This is a genomic window from Absicoccus intestinalis (assembly GCF_033971885.1).
Lineage (GTDB): Bacteria > Bacillota_I > Bacilli_A > Erysipelotrichales > Erysipelotrichaceae > Absicoccus > Absicoccus intestinalis.
Window position 1 is genome coordinate 40,714 of the sequence record NZ_JALBUS010000001.1, and the last position, 17,839, is coordinate 58,552.

A 17,839-nucleotide genomic window follows, 5' to 3' on the forward strand; every position below is an offset into this window, starting at 1 on the left:
TTCCTCCTACAAATAGCTCTTTAAGACATTTTCTGGCATAATTTTTTTCACAAATACACTATGTGAAGCCATTTCTCTTGCCTGATCCAACGATAAAGGCAAATGTTCAAATAAGCCACCCTCCACTTCAATATTTTTATCGGTAGGTGCCATCAATTCTAAATGTTTCTCAATACCTTCTAAGCCCGCATAAATCAAAACGGTATAGGCTAGATAACTATTGGCCAGACAATCGGGAGAACGCAATTCAAATCGTTTGGTACCAACAGCCGGAATCCGAACCAATGCACTTCGATTGGCATAGCCCCAACTAATATAACGAGGTGCTTTTTGTTGCCCCAAACGCAAATACGAATCCGCACCCGGATTTAAAAACAAAGTAATTTCTTTGATGCGATTGAGGATGCCCGCTAAAAATTCTTCCATGTTCTTATTGGTGGACACATGCATATGCATGCCATTGCCCGGTGCATCTTCCAATGGTTTGGGTGAAAAGTCAGCACTCAACCCATTCGATTGTGCAACAGTCTTGACCACCCATCGGAAAGTGGCAGCATGATCGGCAGCAATCAATGGATCCTGGTAGCGGAAATCAATCTCATTCTGTCCCGGTCCTTGTTCATGATGACTGGCTTCGGGTTCCACATCCATGGCCGAAAGATAGGAACAAATCTGACGGCGTACATCTTCCCCACAATCATCCGGGGCAATATCCATATACCCAGCTTGATCCATTGGATTTTTGGTTCCTTGTTCAAATAAATAAAATTCAAATTCATTCCCAAAATGAATGGATATGCCCATATCTTTTGCCTTCTGGATAGCTTTTTTCAATAAATAACGAGTATCGTTTTCATACAACGAGCCATCCGTATCATAGATCGTACAATACATACGAATGACCATGCCATCTAAAGAACGCCAAGGCAATACCGTCATGGTGCTTGGATCGGGTTTTAAGATCAAGTCGCTATGACTTTCATCATTAAAGCCAATGATGGCACTGCCATCAAATGAAATGCCCGTTTCAAAAGCCCGTTTCAATTGGCTTGGCTGTATCGAGACGTTTTTTTGCGTTCCCAAGACATCAAAGAACGCACAACGAATAAATTTCACATCTTGTTCTTCAACAAATTCAAGAACATCTTCTTTTGTATACATAGACTCACCTCAATGGGAATATACCTTATTTTCATCTTGTTTTCAATGAAATGTAAAATGTTTTCATTATATGTTTGACAAAAGAAACGAACCGTGTAAAATAATAGACATAGAAACGGCAATGAAGTCGGATGAATGCACTTTTCTTCTGTCTTCGTCGCCGTTTTTTTATATCCAAAAATAAGGAGGAACAATATGCCAATCACTGATGTATTTGCTTCCAATGTCTTTGATGAAGCAAAAATGAAAGAGTACCTTGCGAAAGACACCTTTCAAGAAATGGAAAAAACCATTCGCGAAGGAAAACCATTGAATCCAAAAATTGCGGAAGCCGTTGCGCATGGAATGAAAGAATGGGCCCTATCCAAAGGAGCCACTCATTTTACGCACTGGTTCCAACCATTGACCGGAGTCACTGCAGAGAAACACGATAGTTTCTTGAATCCAAGCAAAGACCACAGTATTTCCTTGGAATTTTCCGGTAAAGAATTAGTCAAAGGAGAACCCGATGCGTCAAGTTTCCCGAGTGGTGGTTTGCGTGCAACATTTGAAGCACGTGGTTACACAGCTTGGGATCCAACCAGCTTTGTCTTCATTAAAAATGGCGTGCTTTGTATCCCCACGGCCTTCTATTCATATACCGGCCATGCCCTGGATAAAAAGACCCCTTTATTACGAAGCATGGATGCCATCAACACCCAGGCTCTTCGTATTTTACGATTGTTTGGACACGAAGATGTAAAAATGGTCCGTACAACGGTAGGTCCTGAACAAGAATATTTCTTAGTCGATATCGAAGACTATAAACAAAGAAAAGATCTACTTTATACTGGTCGTACCTTATTTGGTGCACCATGTCCAAAAGGCCAAGAATTGGAAGACCATTATTTTGGAACAATCAAATCGCGTGTACAAGCATTCATGCAAGAATTGAATTCCGAATTATGGAAATTGGGCGTCTATGCCAAGACCGAACACAACGAAGTAGCGCCAGCTCAATTTGAATTAGCGCCCGTCTTCTCCACGACAAACATTGCGACCGATCACAACCAATTGACCATGGAACTGATCCAACGCATTGCGAAGCATCATGGCATGGTTGCTTTACTTCATGAAAAACCATTCGATTACATCAATGGCTCGGGTAAACATAATAACTGGTCCTTATCGACCGATACCGGTATGAACTTATTGGAACCAGGGGAAACCCCTTATGATAATGCGCAATTCTTATTGTTCTTAAGTGCAGTCATCAAAGCCGTTGATGAGCATCAAGACTTATTGCGTTTGAGCGTTGCCACAGCCGGTAATGATCATCGTTTGGGTGCCAACGAAGCCCCTCCTGCCATCATCTCCATGTTTTTGGGTGATGAATTAACGGAAGTCTTAAAAGCCATCGAGACCGATCAGCCATATGGCCAAAAGAAACAAGAGCGCATGCGTGTAGGTATCGATATTTTGCCAAAGATCAAAAAAGATGCGACCGATCGTAACCGTACAAGTCCATTTGCCTTTACGGGAAATAAATTTGAATTCCGGATGCCCGGATCGAATTCATCCATTGCCGGCTGCAACATCATGTTGAATACTGCCGTAGCCGATGTTCTAGAAGGATTTGCCGATACCTTAGAAAAAGCCGATAATTTTGAAGATGCCTTACATACTTTGATCCAAGAAACCATCAAAGATCATAAACGCATCATCTTTAACGGCAACGGTTATGACGATAGTTGGATTGGTGAAGCCGAAGCTCGTGGCTTATTGAATTTACCAACGACACCGGATGCCCTTCCTTATTCGATCAAACCAGAAAATGTCGAATTATTTGAACGTCAACATGTTTTGAATAAAGAAGAAGTCTATTCTCGTTATGAAATCAACATGGAAGAATACACCAAAGTCGTATTGATCGAAGCACGTACCATGGTGGGTATGGCCCGCAAAGATATTTTGCCTGCTGTTTCTAAGTATACTCAATCCTTAGCGGATACCTTGGCATTAAAGAAACAAACAGGCGTCAGTGCTACATATGAAAAAGCCAATCTGGATGAAATTTCAAGTTATCTAGATAAAGCCTATGTTGCCCTTCAAGATCTCGAAGGAAAAGTCAAAACATTAGAAGGAACCGAAGACTTTGAAAAAGCCGCAAACTACGTACGCGATGCGATCTTACCAGCCATGGGCGCATTACGTAAACCATGCGACAAATTAGAAACATTAGTATCCGCCAAAGTATGGCCATTCCCTACTTACGGAAAACTATTGTTCGGTATCATTTAAGGAGGAAATTATGTGTACCATTTTGGGTTATTTTGATAAAGACGTAGATAAAAAAACCATAGAGAAAGCGTTGGCACCAACGCATTCTCGTGGTCCAGATGATCAACGCATCCTGTCGGTAGAAGCCGGCATGATTGGCTTCCAAAGACTTGCCATCATGGGCTTGAGTGAAGCCGGTATGCAACCGTTCCAGCTTAACGGTAAGACGATCGTCTGCAACGGCGAAATTTATGGGTTTCGTCCCATCAAAGATGAATTGATCCAAGATGGATACACATTCTCTAGCGATAGTGATTGCGAAATTTTGATTCCCATGTATGAAAAATATGGATTGGATATGTTCGCCCAATTGGATGCAGAATATGCCCTTGTTTTATACGATGAAACCAAACACGCAATCATTGCGGCTAGAGATCCGATTGGAATTCGTCCTTTATTTTACGGATACACCCCAAATGGCTCCATTGTCTTTGCTTCCGAAGCCAAAAACCTAGTCGGATTTGTGAACAAGATCATTCCGTTTCCTCCTGGACATTATTACTACAATGGTCAGTTTGTGTGCTATCACGATATTACCGAAACCAAAACCATGCATACCGGTTCCATTGAACCCATTTGTCAAGAAATCCACGATAAATTGGAAGATGGTATCCTGAAACGGTTGGATAGTGATGCCCCGGTCGGTTTCTTATTAAGTGGTGGGCTTGATTCGAGTTTAGTTTGTGCCGTTGCAGCCAAATTATCAAAAAAACCCATCCGTACATTTGCGATTGGCATGGATGTGGATGCCATTGACTTAAAATACGCGAAACAAGTGGCTGACTATATTGGCTCGGATCATACCGAAGTCATTATTTCTAAAGAAGATGTCATCGCTGCCATTGAACCTGTCATTCATCTTCTTGGTACCTATGACATCACGACTATTCGTGCTTCCATTGGTATGTACCTGGTATGTAAATATATTCATGAAAACACCGATATTCGTGTCTTGTTGACCGGTGAAATCAGCGATGAATTATTTGGCTATAAGTATACCGATTTTGCCCCTAATGCTGAAGAATTCCAAAAAGAAAGCAAGAAACGGATGCGCGAACTATATATGTATGATGTCTTACGTGCCGATCGTTGCATTGCTGCCAACTCTTTGGAAGCCCGCGTTCCTTTTGGGGATCTCTATTTTGTCCAATATGTGATGGAAATTGATCCAAAATTAAAACTAAACACATATAATAAAGGTAAATATTTGCTTCGTCATGCTTTTGAAAAAGATGAAATTCTTCCTTATTCCATCTTGATGCGTGAAAAAGCCGCTTTCTCGGATGCAGTCGGCCACTCTCTAAAAGATGACATATGCGAATATGCGGAAAGCCAATATACCGATGAAGAATTTGAAACATTGCGCAAAAAGTATCTTCACGTCCCCCCAACGACAAAGGAATCCCTGTTCTATCGGGAGATTTTCGAAAAATATTATCCAGGACAAGGCGATATGATCATTGACTTCTGGATGCCAAATAAAACGTGGCCAGGATGCGATGTAGAAGATCCTTCTGCTCGTGTGCTTTCTAACTATGGTGATAGTGGAAAATAGAAAGGATTTTTATGAATCAACAATTAGAACATGATGCCTGCGGCATTGGTATGGTTGTCAATTATGATGGTAAGAAAACCCATACCGTTGTCGATGCGGCCTTAAAAATCGTCGAAAAATTAGACCATCGTGCTGGAAAAGATGCTTCTGGTAAAGTCGGAGATGGTGTCGGGATCTTGCTTCAGATCTCCCATGATTTCTTTTCCAAAGAAGTTCCTTTTCCATTAGGAAACCAACGAGAATATGGGGTGGGCATGTTTTTCTTCCCGCAAAGTTATCTTGCCCGCAATCAAGCCAAACGTTTATTTCAAACAATCGTCAAAAGTCACGATGCCCAATTACTGGGATGGCGAACAGTGAATTGTAAGCCCGCTATCTTAGGTCAAAAAGCATTGGATTGTATGCCATATATTGAACAGGCCTTCATCAAGAAGCCCGATCCAAAGATGACGGATCTAGAATTTGATCAATTGTTGTATATCATTCGTCGAGAATTTGAAAAGAGCGCACCTGAAACGTATGTGTGCTCTTTGTCATGTCGTACGATCGTATACAAAGGCATGTTTTTGGTCAATCAATTGCGTTTGTTTTATCAAGATCTGCAAGACCGTTCCTATAAGAGTGCCATTGCGATCGTTCACTCGCGTTTCTCGACCAATACGACACCTTCTTGGCGTAGGGCCCATCCCAACCGTTTGATTGCACACAATGGTGAGATCAATACCATTCGTGGTAACTTCAAACGTATGAGTGCCCGTGAAGAAAGTATGGACAGTCCCTTCTTGGAAAAATATAGCGACCAGATCTTGCCCGCCATCGATGCATCCGGATCCGATTCCGCAATGTTAGATAACACCTTGGAATTCTTGATGATGAATGGGATGCCCCTTTCCAAAGCGGTCTTGATCACCATTCCCGAACCTTGGAAACATGTACCACTCGATCAAAAAGAAAAAGACTTCTATCATTATTATGCTTCCTTGATGGAGCCATGGGATGGTCCTGCTGCTGTCTTATTCAGCGATGGCGATATTGCCGGTGCGACCTTAGATCGAAATGGTTTGCGTCCTTGCCGTTATTATCTGACCAAAGACCATACCTTGATCTTAGCCAGTGAAGTCGGGGTATTGGATATTCCTGAAAAAAACATCATCAAAAAGGATCGTTTGCGTCCGGGACAGATCTTATTATTGGATACAAAAGCCAAACGTATGATTTCCAATGAAGAAATCAAGAAATCATATGCAACCCAAAATCCATATGGCGAATGGCTAAACCAAAATCTTCTGCATTTGCGTGATCTGCCCGCTTCCGATCGTAAGTCCCATATGTATTCGCAAACCGAAAGAGACCAATTGTATAAAGCCTTTGGCTATACCTATGAAGATGTGATTGAAACGATCGTGCCTACCATCGAAAAGAAAACCGAACCCATCGCCTCCATGGGAACCGATATCCCATTGGCTGTTTTAAGCAAACGCCATCCATTGTTGTTCCATTATTTCAAACAATTGTTTGCGCAAGTCACAAACCCACCGATGGATAGTTTACGTGAAAAAGTGGTAACCGATACAACGGTTTATCTTGGTGCCAGTGGCGATATCCTGCAAGAAAAAGATACAAACTGCCGGGTATTGGAAATCAATAATCCGATCCTCGATGAGCGTGACATGCAGAAAATTTTGGAATTGGATAAAAAAGGCTTTAAAAATGAAGTCATTTCCTTATTGTTCTATCGTGGTATGCCTTTAAAAGAAGCCCTTAACCATTTATTTATCGAATGTGAACGCGCCTATCGTCATGGCGCCTCGATCTTGATCCTTTCCGATCGTGGTGTTGATGAAAATCATATGGCCATCCCAAGCTTGTTAGCCGTTTCGGCAGTCGATCAATACTTTGTTCGTACCAAAAAACGAACGGCCATTTCCATTGTCTTGGAATCAGGCGAACCAAGAGATGTTCATCAATTTGCTTGTTTGTTAGGTTTCGGTGCCACAGCCATCTATCCATACTTGGCTCATGAATGCATTCAAGAAATGATCGAGAAAGACATGTTGGATTTTGAAGTCTACCAAGCCATCAAAGACTACAACCAAGCAATCATGAATGGCATCGTTAAAATTGCTTCCAAGATGGGTATTTCTACGTTGCAGTCTTATCAGTCGGCACAGATCTTTGAAGCCATTGGTCTCAGCCAAGACTTAGTGGATGAATATTTCACCAATACGATCAATGAAGTCGGTGGTATTGGCTTAAAAGAAATCGAAGAAGACCTGGCTTATCATCATGATAAAGCCTTTGATCCATTGGGATTGGCTAGCGATACAACTTTGGATAGTCCTGGTTTCCATAAGAACCGTTCCGGTGCTAATAAAGAATCGCATTTGTATGATCCAAAAACGATTGTCTTGTTGCAACGTGCTACCCAAACCAATGATTATGCTTTGTTTAAAGAATATACCGCAAGGGTCAATGATCCCGATGATCCGCATACGTTACGTTCCAATTTTGCGTTTGTTTCTGATCGCAAACCCATTGATATAAAAGAAGTAGAACCGGTTGAAAACATCGTGAAACGCTTCAAGACCGGTGCTATGAGTTATGGATCAATTTCTGAAGAAGCCCATACTTGTATGGCCATTGCGATGAATCGCTTGGGTGGAAAATCCAATTCGGGTGAAGGTGGCGAAATGCCTTCTCGTTATGGAACGATCAAAAACAGTGCCATCAAACAAGTGGCTTCCGGTCGTTTTGGCGTAACCAGTGAATTCTTGGTTTCTGCCAAAGAAATCCAGATCAAGATGGCCCAAGGCGCAAAACCAGGAGAAGGCGGTCACCTACCTGGCCGTAAAGTCTATCCGTGGGTAGCGAAAACTCGTTATTCGACACCAGGGGTTGCCTTAATTTCCCCACCACCTCATCATGATATTTACTCGATCGAAGATCTGGCCCAATTGATCTATGATCTCAAGAATGCGAATGATCAAGCACGTATCTCTGTAAAACTTGTTTCCGAAGGTGGTGTAGGTACGATTGCGTGTGGTGTGGCCAAAGCTGGTGCCAATGTCATCTTGATTTCTGGTTATGATGGTGGTACAGGTGCAGCGCCAATTAGCTCGATCCATCATGCCGGATTGCCATGGGAATTAGGATTGGTTCAAACCCATCAAGCTTTAGTGGAACAAGGCTTAAGAGATCGCGTAGCCATCGAGACCGATGGAAAATTGATGAGTGGTCGTGATGTAGCCATTGCCTGTCTATTAGGGGCTGAAGAATTCGGTTTTGCGACCGCCCCATTGGTAACCATGGGCTGCCGCATGATGCGTGTATGCAACTTGGATACATGTCCATTTGGGGTTGCGACCCAAAATAGTGAATTACGAAAACGATTCAAAGGAAAACCTGAATATGTCATGCATTTTATGGAATTTATTGCCCAAGAACTACGGGAGATCATGGCTCAATTAGGTTTTCACAGCGTGGATGAAATGGTTGGTCATAGTGAATGTCTAAAAGTACGTACCTCATCCAATGCGCGTCAAAATATGTTGGATTATGCCGCCATCTTACGTAAGCCACAACCTGTCCATTTCGAAAAGAAAGTGGATCCACAATTGAATCGCACCGTCGATGCAAAAGTATTGATCCCCGCTTTCCAAGAAACATTGAAATCAGGTGAACCAAAAACCGTATCCATCGAGATTTCATCAACCAATCGTACCTTGGGTACCTTGTTGGGTTCGACCATTACGCAACAACATCGACCTTACAAAGACAATACCTTCAAGATCGTTGCCCGTGGGGGTGCTGGTCAATCTTGTGGTGCATTCTTGCCAAAAGGCGAAACCTTATCCGTCCATGGTGATGCCAATGACTATTTTGGAAAAGGCCTCAGTGGTGGTATCTTGGCCATTCGTCCCCAATCAGCCAGTCCATTGGTTGCCCAAGACAATGTGATCATTGGTAATGTAGCTTTGTATGGCGCAACCAGTGGTAAAGCCTTCATTCGCGGCATTGCCGGTGAACGTTTCTGTGTTCGAAATTCCGGAGCTATAGCCGTTTGTGAAGGTTGTGGCGACCATGGCTTGGAATATATGACTGGCGGTACCGCGGTTATCTTAGGAAAAACGGGTAAAAACTTTGCGGCTGGTATGAGTGGTGGTATTGCGTATGTATGGGATAAAGATCATGAGCTCTATCAACAATTGAATCCAACCTTGGTTTCCATGGAACCAATATCGATGAAAAACGATATCGAAACGTTAGAAGCCATTTTAAAAGAACATGTCGAAATGACACAATCCGAGATCGCACAAGAAATCTTAGCCCATTTTGATGCTTCCCTAGCTCAATTTAAAAAGATCGTGCCAAAGGATTTCGCAAAGATCTCAAAAATGATCAAAACATTAGAAGATAAAGGCTACAATCATGAAGAAGCTCAAATCAAAGCCTTTGAGCAATTGTACGATTAGGAGGATGACGTATGGGAAAATATACAGGATTTTTAGAATATGAACGTCAAGCGAATCCTTGGATGGATGAAAAAGAGCGAATTCAAACGTTCCGAGAATTCCAACAAGATCTTCCTTTAGAGAAACGTCGTCAACAAGCAGCACGCTGTATGAACTGTGGATCTCCCTATTGTCAATCGGCCATGGAATTAAAAGGTATGGTCACCGGATGTCCACTTCATAATTTGATTCCAGAATGGAACGATGCCATCTATCGAAATCAAATGGACTTTGCGTTTGCCCGTTTATTTAAGACAAACCCCTTCCCGGAATTCACAGGTCGGGTTTGTCCTGCCCTTTGTGAAAAGGCATGCTTAAATGGTTTTGATGGCGAACCCGTGACTTGTCATGATAATGAAAAAGCCATTATTGAATATGCCTATGAGCATGGCTGGATGAAAGAGCGAATCCCAACTGTCCATACCGAAAAGAAAGTAGCTGTCATTGGCGCCGGTCCGGCGGGATTGACCGTGGCTTATCTTTTGAATCAGCGTGGTCATCAAGTCACCGTCTATGAACGAGATAGTTATCCCGGTGGTTTATTGATGTTTGGTATTCCAAATATGAAACTCAATAAGACCTATGTAGAACGTCGGATCACCTTGATGCAAAAAGAAGGTATTAAATTCATCTGTAATACCGAAGTAGGAAAAGATATCAAACGAAAAGATTTGGAAAAAGCATACGATGCGATCGTACTTTGTACGGGTTCCAAAGAGCCACGTGATCTGAAGGGCCCAGGTCGTGATGCGAAAGGCATATATTTTGCGGTGGATTTCTTAAGTCAAAACACCAAGCATCTATTAACGGATTCACCTTATATCAGTGCCAAGAACAAACATGTAATCGTTGTTGGTGGGGGCGATACCGGAAATGACTGTGTGGGTACTTGTATTCGTCATGGTTGTAAATCCATTACGCAATTGGAAATGATGCCAAAAGCACCGGATACCAGAACCGCCAGCAATCCATGGCCCGAATGGCCAAAGGTTTGTAAGACCGATTATGGTCAACAAGAAGCCATTTATCAATTTGGTCATGATCCTCGTATTTATCAAACGACCATTGAAGAATTCATTCAAAAAGATGGTCAATTAACCGCTGTTAAAACTGTTCAAGTCGAATTCAAAGATGGCAAGTTACAAAATGTCAAAGGTTCCGAAAAGACCTTGCCTTGTGATCTATTATTGATTGCGGCTGGTTTTGTGGGCGTACAAGATACGATCAGAAAAGATTTCCATTTGGAGATGACCCCACGAAATGTCTTTGCGACCAATGAAAAACATCAGACCAAAGATGAACATATCTTTGTAGCTGGCGATTGCCGTCGTGGTCAATCGTTGGTCGTATGGGCCATTGCGGAAGGCAAAAAAACCGCAAAAGAAGTCGATACATACTTGATGGGATATTCAAGTATCGATGCTTGACAAAAAAAACTTTGTCGTTGATAATGTGTTCGTAAACGACAAAGTGTCGGGTACACAAATGTATTTGGGTGCTCGACTTTTTGTCTTTAAAGGAGAAATTTATGATACATGAAGAATGTGGTGTCTTTGGTGTCTATGCGAAACAACCCATGGATGTAGCGAAAATGGCTTATTATGGCCTGTATGCCCTGCAACATCGTGGACAAGAAAGTTGCGGCATTGTTGTCAATCAAGATGGCTTATTCTATTCCAAAAAAGATCTAGGTCTAGTCAGTGATGTTTTCCATAAAAATGATTTAGCTTCTTTACCGCAAGGAAAAATGGCCATTGCACATTGTCGCTATGGTACAACCGGCGCAACAAATCGTGCCAATGTACAACCCTTGGAAGTGAACCATCAAAAGGGTCCTTTGGCCTTGGCTCATAATGGTAATTTGACCAATGCCTATGAATTGCGCAATCAATTGGAATTGGGTGGTGCCATTTTCCATACAACCGCAGATACAGAAACAATTGCGTATTTAGTCACGCAACAACGCTTAAAAACAGGATCCATCGAAGAAGCCATTCGCCGTACCATGGATCAATTAGAAGGTGCCTATTCGTTATTATTTATGTCTCCTTCGAAAATGATCGCGGTCCGTGATCCTTATGGATTCCGTCCTTTATGTTATGGACAATGCGATGATGGAACGTATGTAGTTGCGAGTGAAAGCTGTGCTCTTGATGTTGTGAATGCCCATTTCATCCGTGATTTGGAACCAGGTGAAATGTTGGTCTTTTATCAAAATGGTGTACAAAGTTATCGTCACCACATTCATGAAAAACAGAAACATATTTGTATTTTTGAATATATTTATTTTGCCCGGCCAGATTCTGTCATTGATGGAATTTCCATTCATGAAGCACGTAAAAAAGCCGGTGAAGTATTATGGGAAAGCTGTCCAGTCGAGGCCGATGCCATCGTTGGTGTACCGGATTCAGGATTGGATGCTGCCCTTGGCTACAGTCAAGCATCCGCTATCCCTTATGTTATGGGCTTTATGAAAAATCGGTACATTGGTCGTACGTTTATTTCCCCTGGTCAAGATTCACGGATTGATAAGGTACATATCAAATTGAATCCGATTTCCAGTGAGATCAAGGGAAAACGCATTGTATTGATCGATGATTCGATCGTTCGTGGTACAACTTCGGCACAAATCGTCCGCTTATTGCGAGATGCAGGTGCCAAAGAGATCCATGTCCGCATTTCTGCTCCCCCTTTCTTAAATCCATGTTTCTATGGTACCGATATTGATTCAAAAGAAAACTTGATTGCGTGTCATCACAGTGTGTCCGAAATTTGTAAGATCATTGATGCCGATTCTTTGGAGTATTTACCTTTGGATCAACTGTATCAATTGATTGGTCATCATCAATATTGTGATGCTTGTTTTTCTGGCAATTATCCAACGGCCGTACCAAGCAGTACAGCGAAAAATCGGTTTGAACAACCTCTACAAGATCAAGAATAGATCGACCTTCATGGTCGATCTTTTTTTCATAAAAAAACAACATCGCTTAGATGTTGTTTTCATCGTATAAATAAATGGATTCTTTAGCGCGTTTCTTTTTCTTATGTCCATGACCAATCAATGGTGCAATGAAAATAAGGATTGGGAAAATTTCCAAACGACCAATCAACATGGCCAAAGACAAGACCAATTTTGATAAATCACTAAAGGCATGGAAATTTCCAAAGGGACCAACCAGTTTAAATCCAGGACCAATATTGCCAAGACATGAAACACAAGCAGAAATGGTCGTTTCCATATCAAAGCCGTCAATGGAAACCAAAAAGAAACAAATTCCCATGATCAATATGTAACAGCCAAAATAGCTCATGATCTGATTGACCACTTTTTCAGGGACAGCCTTTCCATCAAAAGTGATCACTTTTACTTTTTGTGGGTGTACGCTTCGTTGAATATCCGCTTTGATTCGACGAACCACGATCATCATTCGGCTTACTTTCACACCGCCTCCGGTCGATCCGGCACAAGCGCCCAATACCATCAACAACAATAAGACCATCTTAGAGAAGGTCGGCCATAAATCAAAGTTACAGGATGAATAGCCTGTGGTCGTGATGATGCTGGATACTTGGAAGAAGGCTAAGCGTATGGAGCGAACGACATCGTAGTTATACATGGATAATATATTGATCGTGATCAATGCCGTGGATGCCAAAATGACATATAGATAGTTCTTGACTTCTTCCATCTTAAAGGCGTTTTTAAAATCGTGGATCACTAAGAAAAAGTAAAAGTTGAAGTTCACCCCAAATAAGGCCATAAAAATACCAATGACCCATTCATAATAGGCATTATGATATTCCCCGATTCCTTGATTGGTCACACTAAAACCACCGGTCCCGGCAGAACCAAAGGTATTACATAAGGAATCAAAAAGCGGCATGTGCCCCATGACCAAGAGGATGACCTCGATGATGGTCAATCCCATATACATTAAGTATAGGATCATGGCACTTTGGCGCAATCGTGGAACCAACTTGCCAATGACGGGACCTGGTGATTCCGCCCGTAAGATGTGCATCGAACGATCATTGGATTTGGGTAAGATGGCTAAGACAAAGACCAAGATTCCCATACCACCGATCCAGTGGGTGAAGCTTCGCCAAAACAACATACATTTTGGTAAGGACTCCACTTCTTTTAAAATGCTGGATCCCGTGGTCGTAAAGCCGGATACGGCTTCAAATAAAGCATCCATATAATGCGGGATCGTACCCGACAGATAAAAAGGCAAAGCGCCAATGATGGATAAAACGATCCAACACAGGCCCACCGCCATCAATCCATCCCTGGCAAAATACGAGGCATGACTGACTTTTACACGTGAAAAAGGTAAGCCAAGAAGCAAGGAAAGGATGATCACGATCACAAAGGATGAAATATCTTCATGATAGATCAAACCACAAATCAATGGAGCCACCAATAAACCGGCCAATGCCAATAAAACATATCCGATCACATTAACGATGACACGCCAATTTAATTTTCGAAATTCATATTTAAGCCAAGACATCATTTAAATCCCTCAACTTTGGAATTGAACTAACCACTACGATCGTATCATCCAATTGCACCGAACTATTTCCATTAGCAATTTCAGGATGACCATGATGCGAAATATAGCCAATCAATATGCCTGGTTTAAATGTCAGATCTTTTAATGGGATCCCAATAAATTTACAATTTTTCCGAACCCGAAATTCCAAGGCTTCGACGGTATTTTCATTTAATGTGATCAAAGATTCAATATTGGATCCAACCGCATTCTGCATTGCCCGCACATACCGAACGATTCGATTCGCTGTAATATATTTTGGCGATACCGAATTGCACATATCGAATTTTTCCAACAAAAATTCTAAAGACATTCGATTGATCTTTGGCATGACACGCTCAACGCCTTGACTGGCGGCAAACATGGAAATAATAACATTTTCTTCATCATTGTCGGTCAATGCGACAAATGCATCCATCGTCGTTAAATTCTCACTTAATAAGAATTCTTGATCGGTTCCATCGCCAAGGATCACATTGGCTTCGGGAAATTGCAGGGCCAATTGACGGCATTTTTCCGGATCTTTTTCAATGATCTTGACACGAATATTCATACCTAACATCATGCTGGTTAGATAATAGGTGATCCTTCCACCGCCAACGATCATGATTTCATTGAAATTCCGATATTCGGAAACACCGGTAGTAATCAAGAAGGATTCAATATGTTGGGTCGTTCCAATCACAGAGATACGATCGCCTTTTTGGATCACAAATTCGCCATCTGGAATGATAACCTCTTTGCCTCGATTGACAGCACAAATCAATACGGTACCATGATGGCGTGAGCCAATCGAGCGGACTTTTTCATCGCAAAGCAAACTGTTTTCGCCCACGATGATCTCGGCAATCTCAACGCGTCCTTTCGCAAAGGTACTGACATGTACACCTTGTGAAAAATGTAAAGAACGGACAATTTCACGAGCGGCCCCTCGTTCTGGATTGATGCTCATGGAAAGATGCAATTCATCTTTTAATAATTCAATGGAATTGACATATTCCGGATTTCGAACACGGGCAATGGTGTTTTTCACACCTAATTTTTTTGCCAACATGCAACAAATCAAGTTCACTTCATCACTGCCGGTCACCGCAATCATCATATCGGCTTCTTCGATGTTTCCTTCTTTTAATGTATTTACATTCGCACCATTTCCATGGATACAAAGAACGTCCAATTGATCGGCACATTTTTCTATAATTTTCAAACGATTGTCAATGATGGCAATGTCATGTCCCTCTTTCTCGAGTTGTGAAGCCAAAGTAAATCCAACTTTGCCTCCCCCTACTACCGTTATTTGCATTGCTTTTTCCCTCCGTAGTTTGCTAATTATACCATATTTCTTAATTTTTGTATCGAGGCATATATATAGCCAAAGACCAAATTTTTTTGTATAGTAAAGATAAGGAGGAAATAAAAGATGAAATATACATGTGACGTATGTGGATGGACATATGATGAAGCTGTAGGTGATCCAGACAATGGTATTGCTCCAGGCACAAAATGGGAAGATCTTCCTGCTGACTTTACTTGTCCATTATGTGGCGTTGGTAAAGACCAATTCTCAAAAAGTGAATAAAGAAAAGCATCGATCCATTGGGATCGATCTTTTTATAAGGGTCTTTCCAGTCCCACCCCTTCCATTTCGATAATAGCGATCAGCGGGATCTTTTGTTTGACAATTTGCATATACTTTTCATTCAGATCTAGCTTGGATACCATGACTTCTTTTTGTATATAATGTTGGCCATCGTAATACGTAATACATACGATCATGCCTGGTTGGATCAAATGAATTTGCCGATCCAATTCATCTCTTGCATCTTCATCCAAGATCTTTGGTTTCACAATGATCTTCTCTTGTTGCGCCAATAATTCTTTTAAGCCCTTTAAAGAATCAAACGATTGAAAGATAGCTGCTCGATTTTTATTGGGCATTGTGCCCTCCAATCAACAAATTTCGCTTTCGAGCCGTTGCTTTTTCTTCCAGATTCATGCCCTTTAAAATGGCATTCTTTCCATATTTTTGTTTGATTTCAATAATGGCTTTTTGGACCGATGCTTCTTTTTCAATGGTATTTGGATCCGTAAACAAATCATAACTTTCATATCTTTCATCCTTGACATCACAAAAAGACAAACCAATTTGACGAATGGGATAGTGCGGATCCACGATTCGTTGATACAATCGTTTAAATTCAGCCAATAAGATTCGATAGGAATTGGTACAATTCGTAATTTTGGTAGTTGCCGAAGAAGCTTTGCGACAATTTTTAGAATATCCCACATATAATGCGATCCGATTGGTCACTAAATGTTCATCGACCAATCGCAATACATTGACATCTACCATTTCTTTGACGATCAAATACGCATCTTGATACGAATAATCTTCAAACAAAATTTGACTATTGGAAATCGAATGCGCCTGTGAATGATACGCTTTGATATCTTGGATCGTCGTTGGTTCTTTGCCCCATGCATGATCAATCAAATATTCGGCCTGGATCCCAAAAACCTGATATAAAATCGATTCCGGATAATGGGCTAGATCATACATATCAAAAATACCCAGGCTCGCCAATCGACGACTGAGGCCGGGTCCAATTCGCCAAAAATCGGTCAAGGGTTTATGATGCCACAATATATTTTGATACAGACCTTCATCCAAATACCCCATATTATCGGGTACATGTTTGGAAAGAATGTCCAGTGCTACTTTGGTCAAATATAAATTGGTCCCAATCCCAACAGTAGCCGTAATATGCGTTTGTTCGAAAATCGCATCCGTGATCTTTTTCGCCAACGCTTTGGGAGATAGACCATATAATTTCATATAGGGTTCAATATTTAAAAACGATTCATCAATGGAATACACATGAATATCTTCTTTGGCTACATAGTTTAGAAAAATCTTATAGATCCTGGCTGCATATTCCATATACAATCGCATCCGTGGTTTGGCCACGATATAATCCATGCCCTGGGGAATCTCAAAGATGCGACAACGATTTTTCACTCCCAATGTCTTCATTTTTGGTGTGATGGCCATACACAAAGCCCCATTTCCACGCATTGGATCGGCCACGACTAAATTCACCGCAAAAGGGTCCAATCCTCTTTCACTGCATTCTACGGATGCATAAAAAGATTTTAAATCAATACATAAATACATATCTGTGTCCTCTTTATAGCTTTATTATAAGAAAAAAAAGATGGATTTCCATCTTTTTATGCAACTTTTATGCAACTAGAGTAAAAAATAAGACATTTGTGCATTTTTATTTCATTTTATCTTGTATTTTTCCATACAATTGTTTTGTGGCTTTTTCACTATGATCATTGATCACAAAGATCCGTTTTTGGGTTTGAATGATGATAAACGGTTTTTGGTGCACATATACATAACACCGTACGCTCCCATACTTTTTGGTGTCAGCTTCTCCATTAAAATAATCCATTTGAAGCGGATCATCCATGGCTACTTGATCAACAAGATCCAGCTCTTGAATGGATGTATACGCAATCTTATCGGAAGACGCCGTTCCCTTGACGACAAACGTTTCTTTTTCAAAGCGAAATGAATTGGCTGTATGTTCCTTTACTTTTTGATCATGCGTATACGTAATGATAAAAAAGGCAATCACTAATAATGTCGACGCAAATCCTAAGATCAAGGACGCGGTTTTATTTGGTCTCATGGTTCCATTATATCTATCCATCCTGCCAATTTC

Annotated in this window: 12 protein-coding genes; 6 read left to right on the forward strand and 6 right to left on the reverse strand. The window is 41.3% G+C overall.

The window, feature by feature from the left end; genetic code table 11:
* Positions 1-6: 6 nt before the first annotated feature.
* Positions 7-1,161, reverse strand: a complete 1,155-nt coding sequence (locus MOZ64_RS00190; protein WP_320324607.1) for a glutamine synthetase family protein — start codon at positions 1,159-1,161, stop codon at positions 7-9.
* 195 nt (positions 1,162-1,356) lie between these two features.
* Between MOZ64_RS00190 and MOZ64_RS00195 the strand changes: the two genes are divergently transcribed.
* The 5 genes from MOZ64_RS00195 to purF all read left to right on the forward strand — a co-directional run bounded on the left by MOZ64_RS00195 (position 1,357) and on the right by purF (position 12,490).
* The gene (locus tag MOZ64_RS00195; RefSeq protein ID WP_320324608.1) at positions 1,357-3,441 is read left to right on the forward strand and encodes a glutamine synthetase III family protein; all 2,085 of its coding nucleotides are present in this window, start codon (positions 1,357-1,359) and stop codon (positions 3,439-3,441) included.
* A 10-nt stretch (positions 3,442-3,451) separates the two neighbouring features.
* Complete coding sequence (asnB, locus tag MOZ64_RS00200) at positions 3,452-5,035, forward strand: asparagine synthase B (protein ID WP_320324609.1); 1,584 nt, start codon at positions 3,452-3,454, stop codon at positions 5,033-5,035.
* Between the two features lie 11 nt (positions 5,036-5,046).
* Entirely contained in the window at positions 5,047-9,507 is a 4,461-nt protein-coding gene (gene gltB, locus MOZ64_RS00205; RefSeq protein WP_320324610.1) for a glutamate synthase large subunit, read from the forward strand.
* Positions 9,508-9,518: 11 nt separating this feature from the next.
* On the forward strand, positions 9,519-10,973 hold the full coding sequence (locus tag MOZ64_RS00210; protein WP_320324611.1) for a glutamate synthase subunit beta: 1,455 nt from the start codon (positions 9,519-9,521) through the stop codon (positions 10,971-10,973).
* 101 nt (positions 10,974-11,074) lie between these two features.
* Positions 11,075-12,490 (forward strand): amidophosphoribosyltransferase, encoded by a 1,416-nt coding sequence (gene purF / locus MOZ64_RS00215; RefSeq protein WP_320324612.1) that lies wholly within the window; start codon positions 11,075-11,077, stop codon positions 12,488-12,490.
* Between the two features lie 46 nt (positions 12,491-12,536).
* On the opposite strand, the gene MOZ64_RS00220 is transcribed toward purF, so the two are convergent.
* Both MOZ64_RS00220 and trkA read right to left on the reverse strand, forming a co-directional pair.
* Positions 12,537-14,066 (reverse strand): TrkH family potassium uptake protein, encoded by a 1,530-nt coding sequence (locus tag MOZ64_RS00220; protein WP_320324613.1) that lies wholly within the window; start codon positions 14,064-14,066, stop codon positions 12,537-12,539.
* Positions 14,050-15,408: a Trk system potassium transporter TrkA gene (trkA, locus tag MOZ64_RS00225; protein WP_320324614.1), complete on the reverse strand. Its 1,359-nt coding sequence runs from the start codon at positions 15,406-15,408 to the stop codon at positions 14,050-14,052. The genes MOZ64_RS00220 and trkA overlap by 17 nt, the downstream gene beginning before the upstream one ends.
* A gap of 117 nt (positions 15,409-15,525) precedes the next feature.
* Between trkA and MOZ64_RS00230 the strand changes: the two genes are divergently transcribed.
* A complete protein-coding gene (locus tag MOZ64_RS00230; RefSeq protein WP_128519364.1) occupies positions 15,526-15,684 on the forward strand; it encodes a rubredoxin in 159 nt (52 codons plus the stop codon).
* Between the two features lie 32 nt (positions 15,685-15,716).
* On the opposite strand, the gene MOZ64_RS00235 is transcribed toward MOZ64_RS00230, so the two are convergent.
* The 3 genes from MOZ64_RS00235 to MOZ64_RS00245 form a co-directional block, all read right to left on the reverse strand.
* Entirely contained in the window at positions 15,717-16,043 is a 327-nt protein-coding gene (locus MOZ64_RS00235; RefSeq protein ID WP_320324615.1) for a YolD-like family protein, read from the reverse strand.
* Positions 16,033-17,280 (reverse strand): Y-family DNA polymerase, encoded by a 1,248-nt coding sequence (locus tag MOZ64_RS00240; protein WP_320324616.1) that lies wholly within the window; start codon positions 17,278-17,280, stop codon positions 16,033-16,035. Before MOZ64_RS00240 ends, MOZ64_RS00235 begins: the two co-directional genes overlap by 11 nt.
* A 106-nt stretch (positions 17,281-17,386) precedes the next feature.
* On the reverse strand, positions 17,387-17,827 hold the full coding sequence (locus tag MOZ64_RS00245; RefSeq protein WP_320324617.1) for a hypothetical protein: 441 nt from the start codon (positions 17,825-17,827) through the stop codon (positions 17,387-17,389).
* Between the last annotated feature and the right edge of the window lie 12 nt (positions 17,828-17,839).

Excerpts from the sequence above, each read along its gene's own strand:
- MOZ64_RS00190 (WP_320324607.1), bottom strand. The coding sequence starts at position 1,161 with ATGTATACAAAAGAAGATGTTCTTGAATTTGTTGAAGAACAAGATGTG.
- MOZ64_RS00230 (WP_128519364.1), top strand. The coding sequence starts at position 15,526 with ATGAAATATACATGTGACGTATGTGGATGGACATATGATGAAGCTGTA.
- MOZ64_RS00220 (WP_320324613.1), bottom strand. The coding sequence starts at position 14,066 with ATGATGTCTTGGCTTAAATATGAATTTCGAAAATTAAATTGGCGTGTC.
- trkA (WP_320324614.1), bottom strand. The coding sequence starts at position 15,408 with ATGCAAATAACGGTAGTAGGGGGAGGCAAAGTTGGATTTACTTTGGCT.
- MOZ64_RS00235 (WP_320324615.1), bottom strand. The coding sequence starts at position 16,043 with ATGCCCAATAAAAATCGAGCAGCTATCTTTCAATCGTTTGATTCTTTA.
- MOZ64_RS00195 (WP_320324608.1), top strand. The coding sequence starts at position 1,357 with ATGCCAATCACTGATGTATTTGCTTCCAATGTCTTTGATGAAGCAAAA.
- gltB (WP_320324610.1), top strand. The coding sequence starts at position 5,047 with ATGAATCAACAATTAGAACATGATGCCTGCGGCATTGGTATGGTTGTC.
- MOZ64_RS00240 (WP_320324616.1), bottom strand. The coding sequence starts at position 17,280 with ATGTATTTATGTATTGATTTAAAATCTTTTTATGCATCCGTAGAATGC.
- MOZ64_RS00245 (WP_320324617.1), bottom strand. The coding sequence starts at position 17,827 with ATGGATAGATATAATGGAACCATGAGACCAAATAAAACCGCGTCCTTG.
- MOZ64_RS00210 (WP_320324611.1), top strand. The coding sequence starts at position 9,519 with ATGGGAAAATATACAGGATTTTTAGAATATGAACGTCAAGCGAATCCT.
- asnB (WP_320324609.1), top strand. The coding sequence starts at position 3,452 with ATGTGTACCATTTTGGGTTATTTTGATAAAGACGTAGATAAAAAAACC.
- purF (WP_320324612.1), top strand. The coding sequence starts at position 11,075 with ATGATACATGAAGAATGTGGTGTCTTTGGTGTCTATGCGAAACAACCC.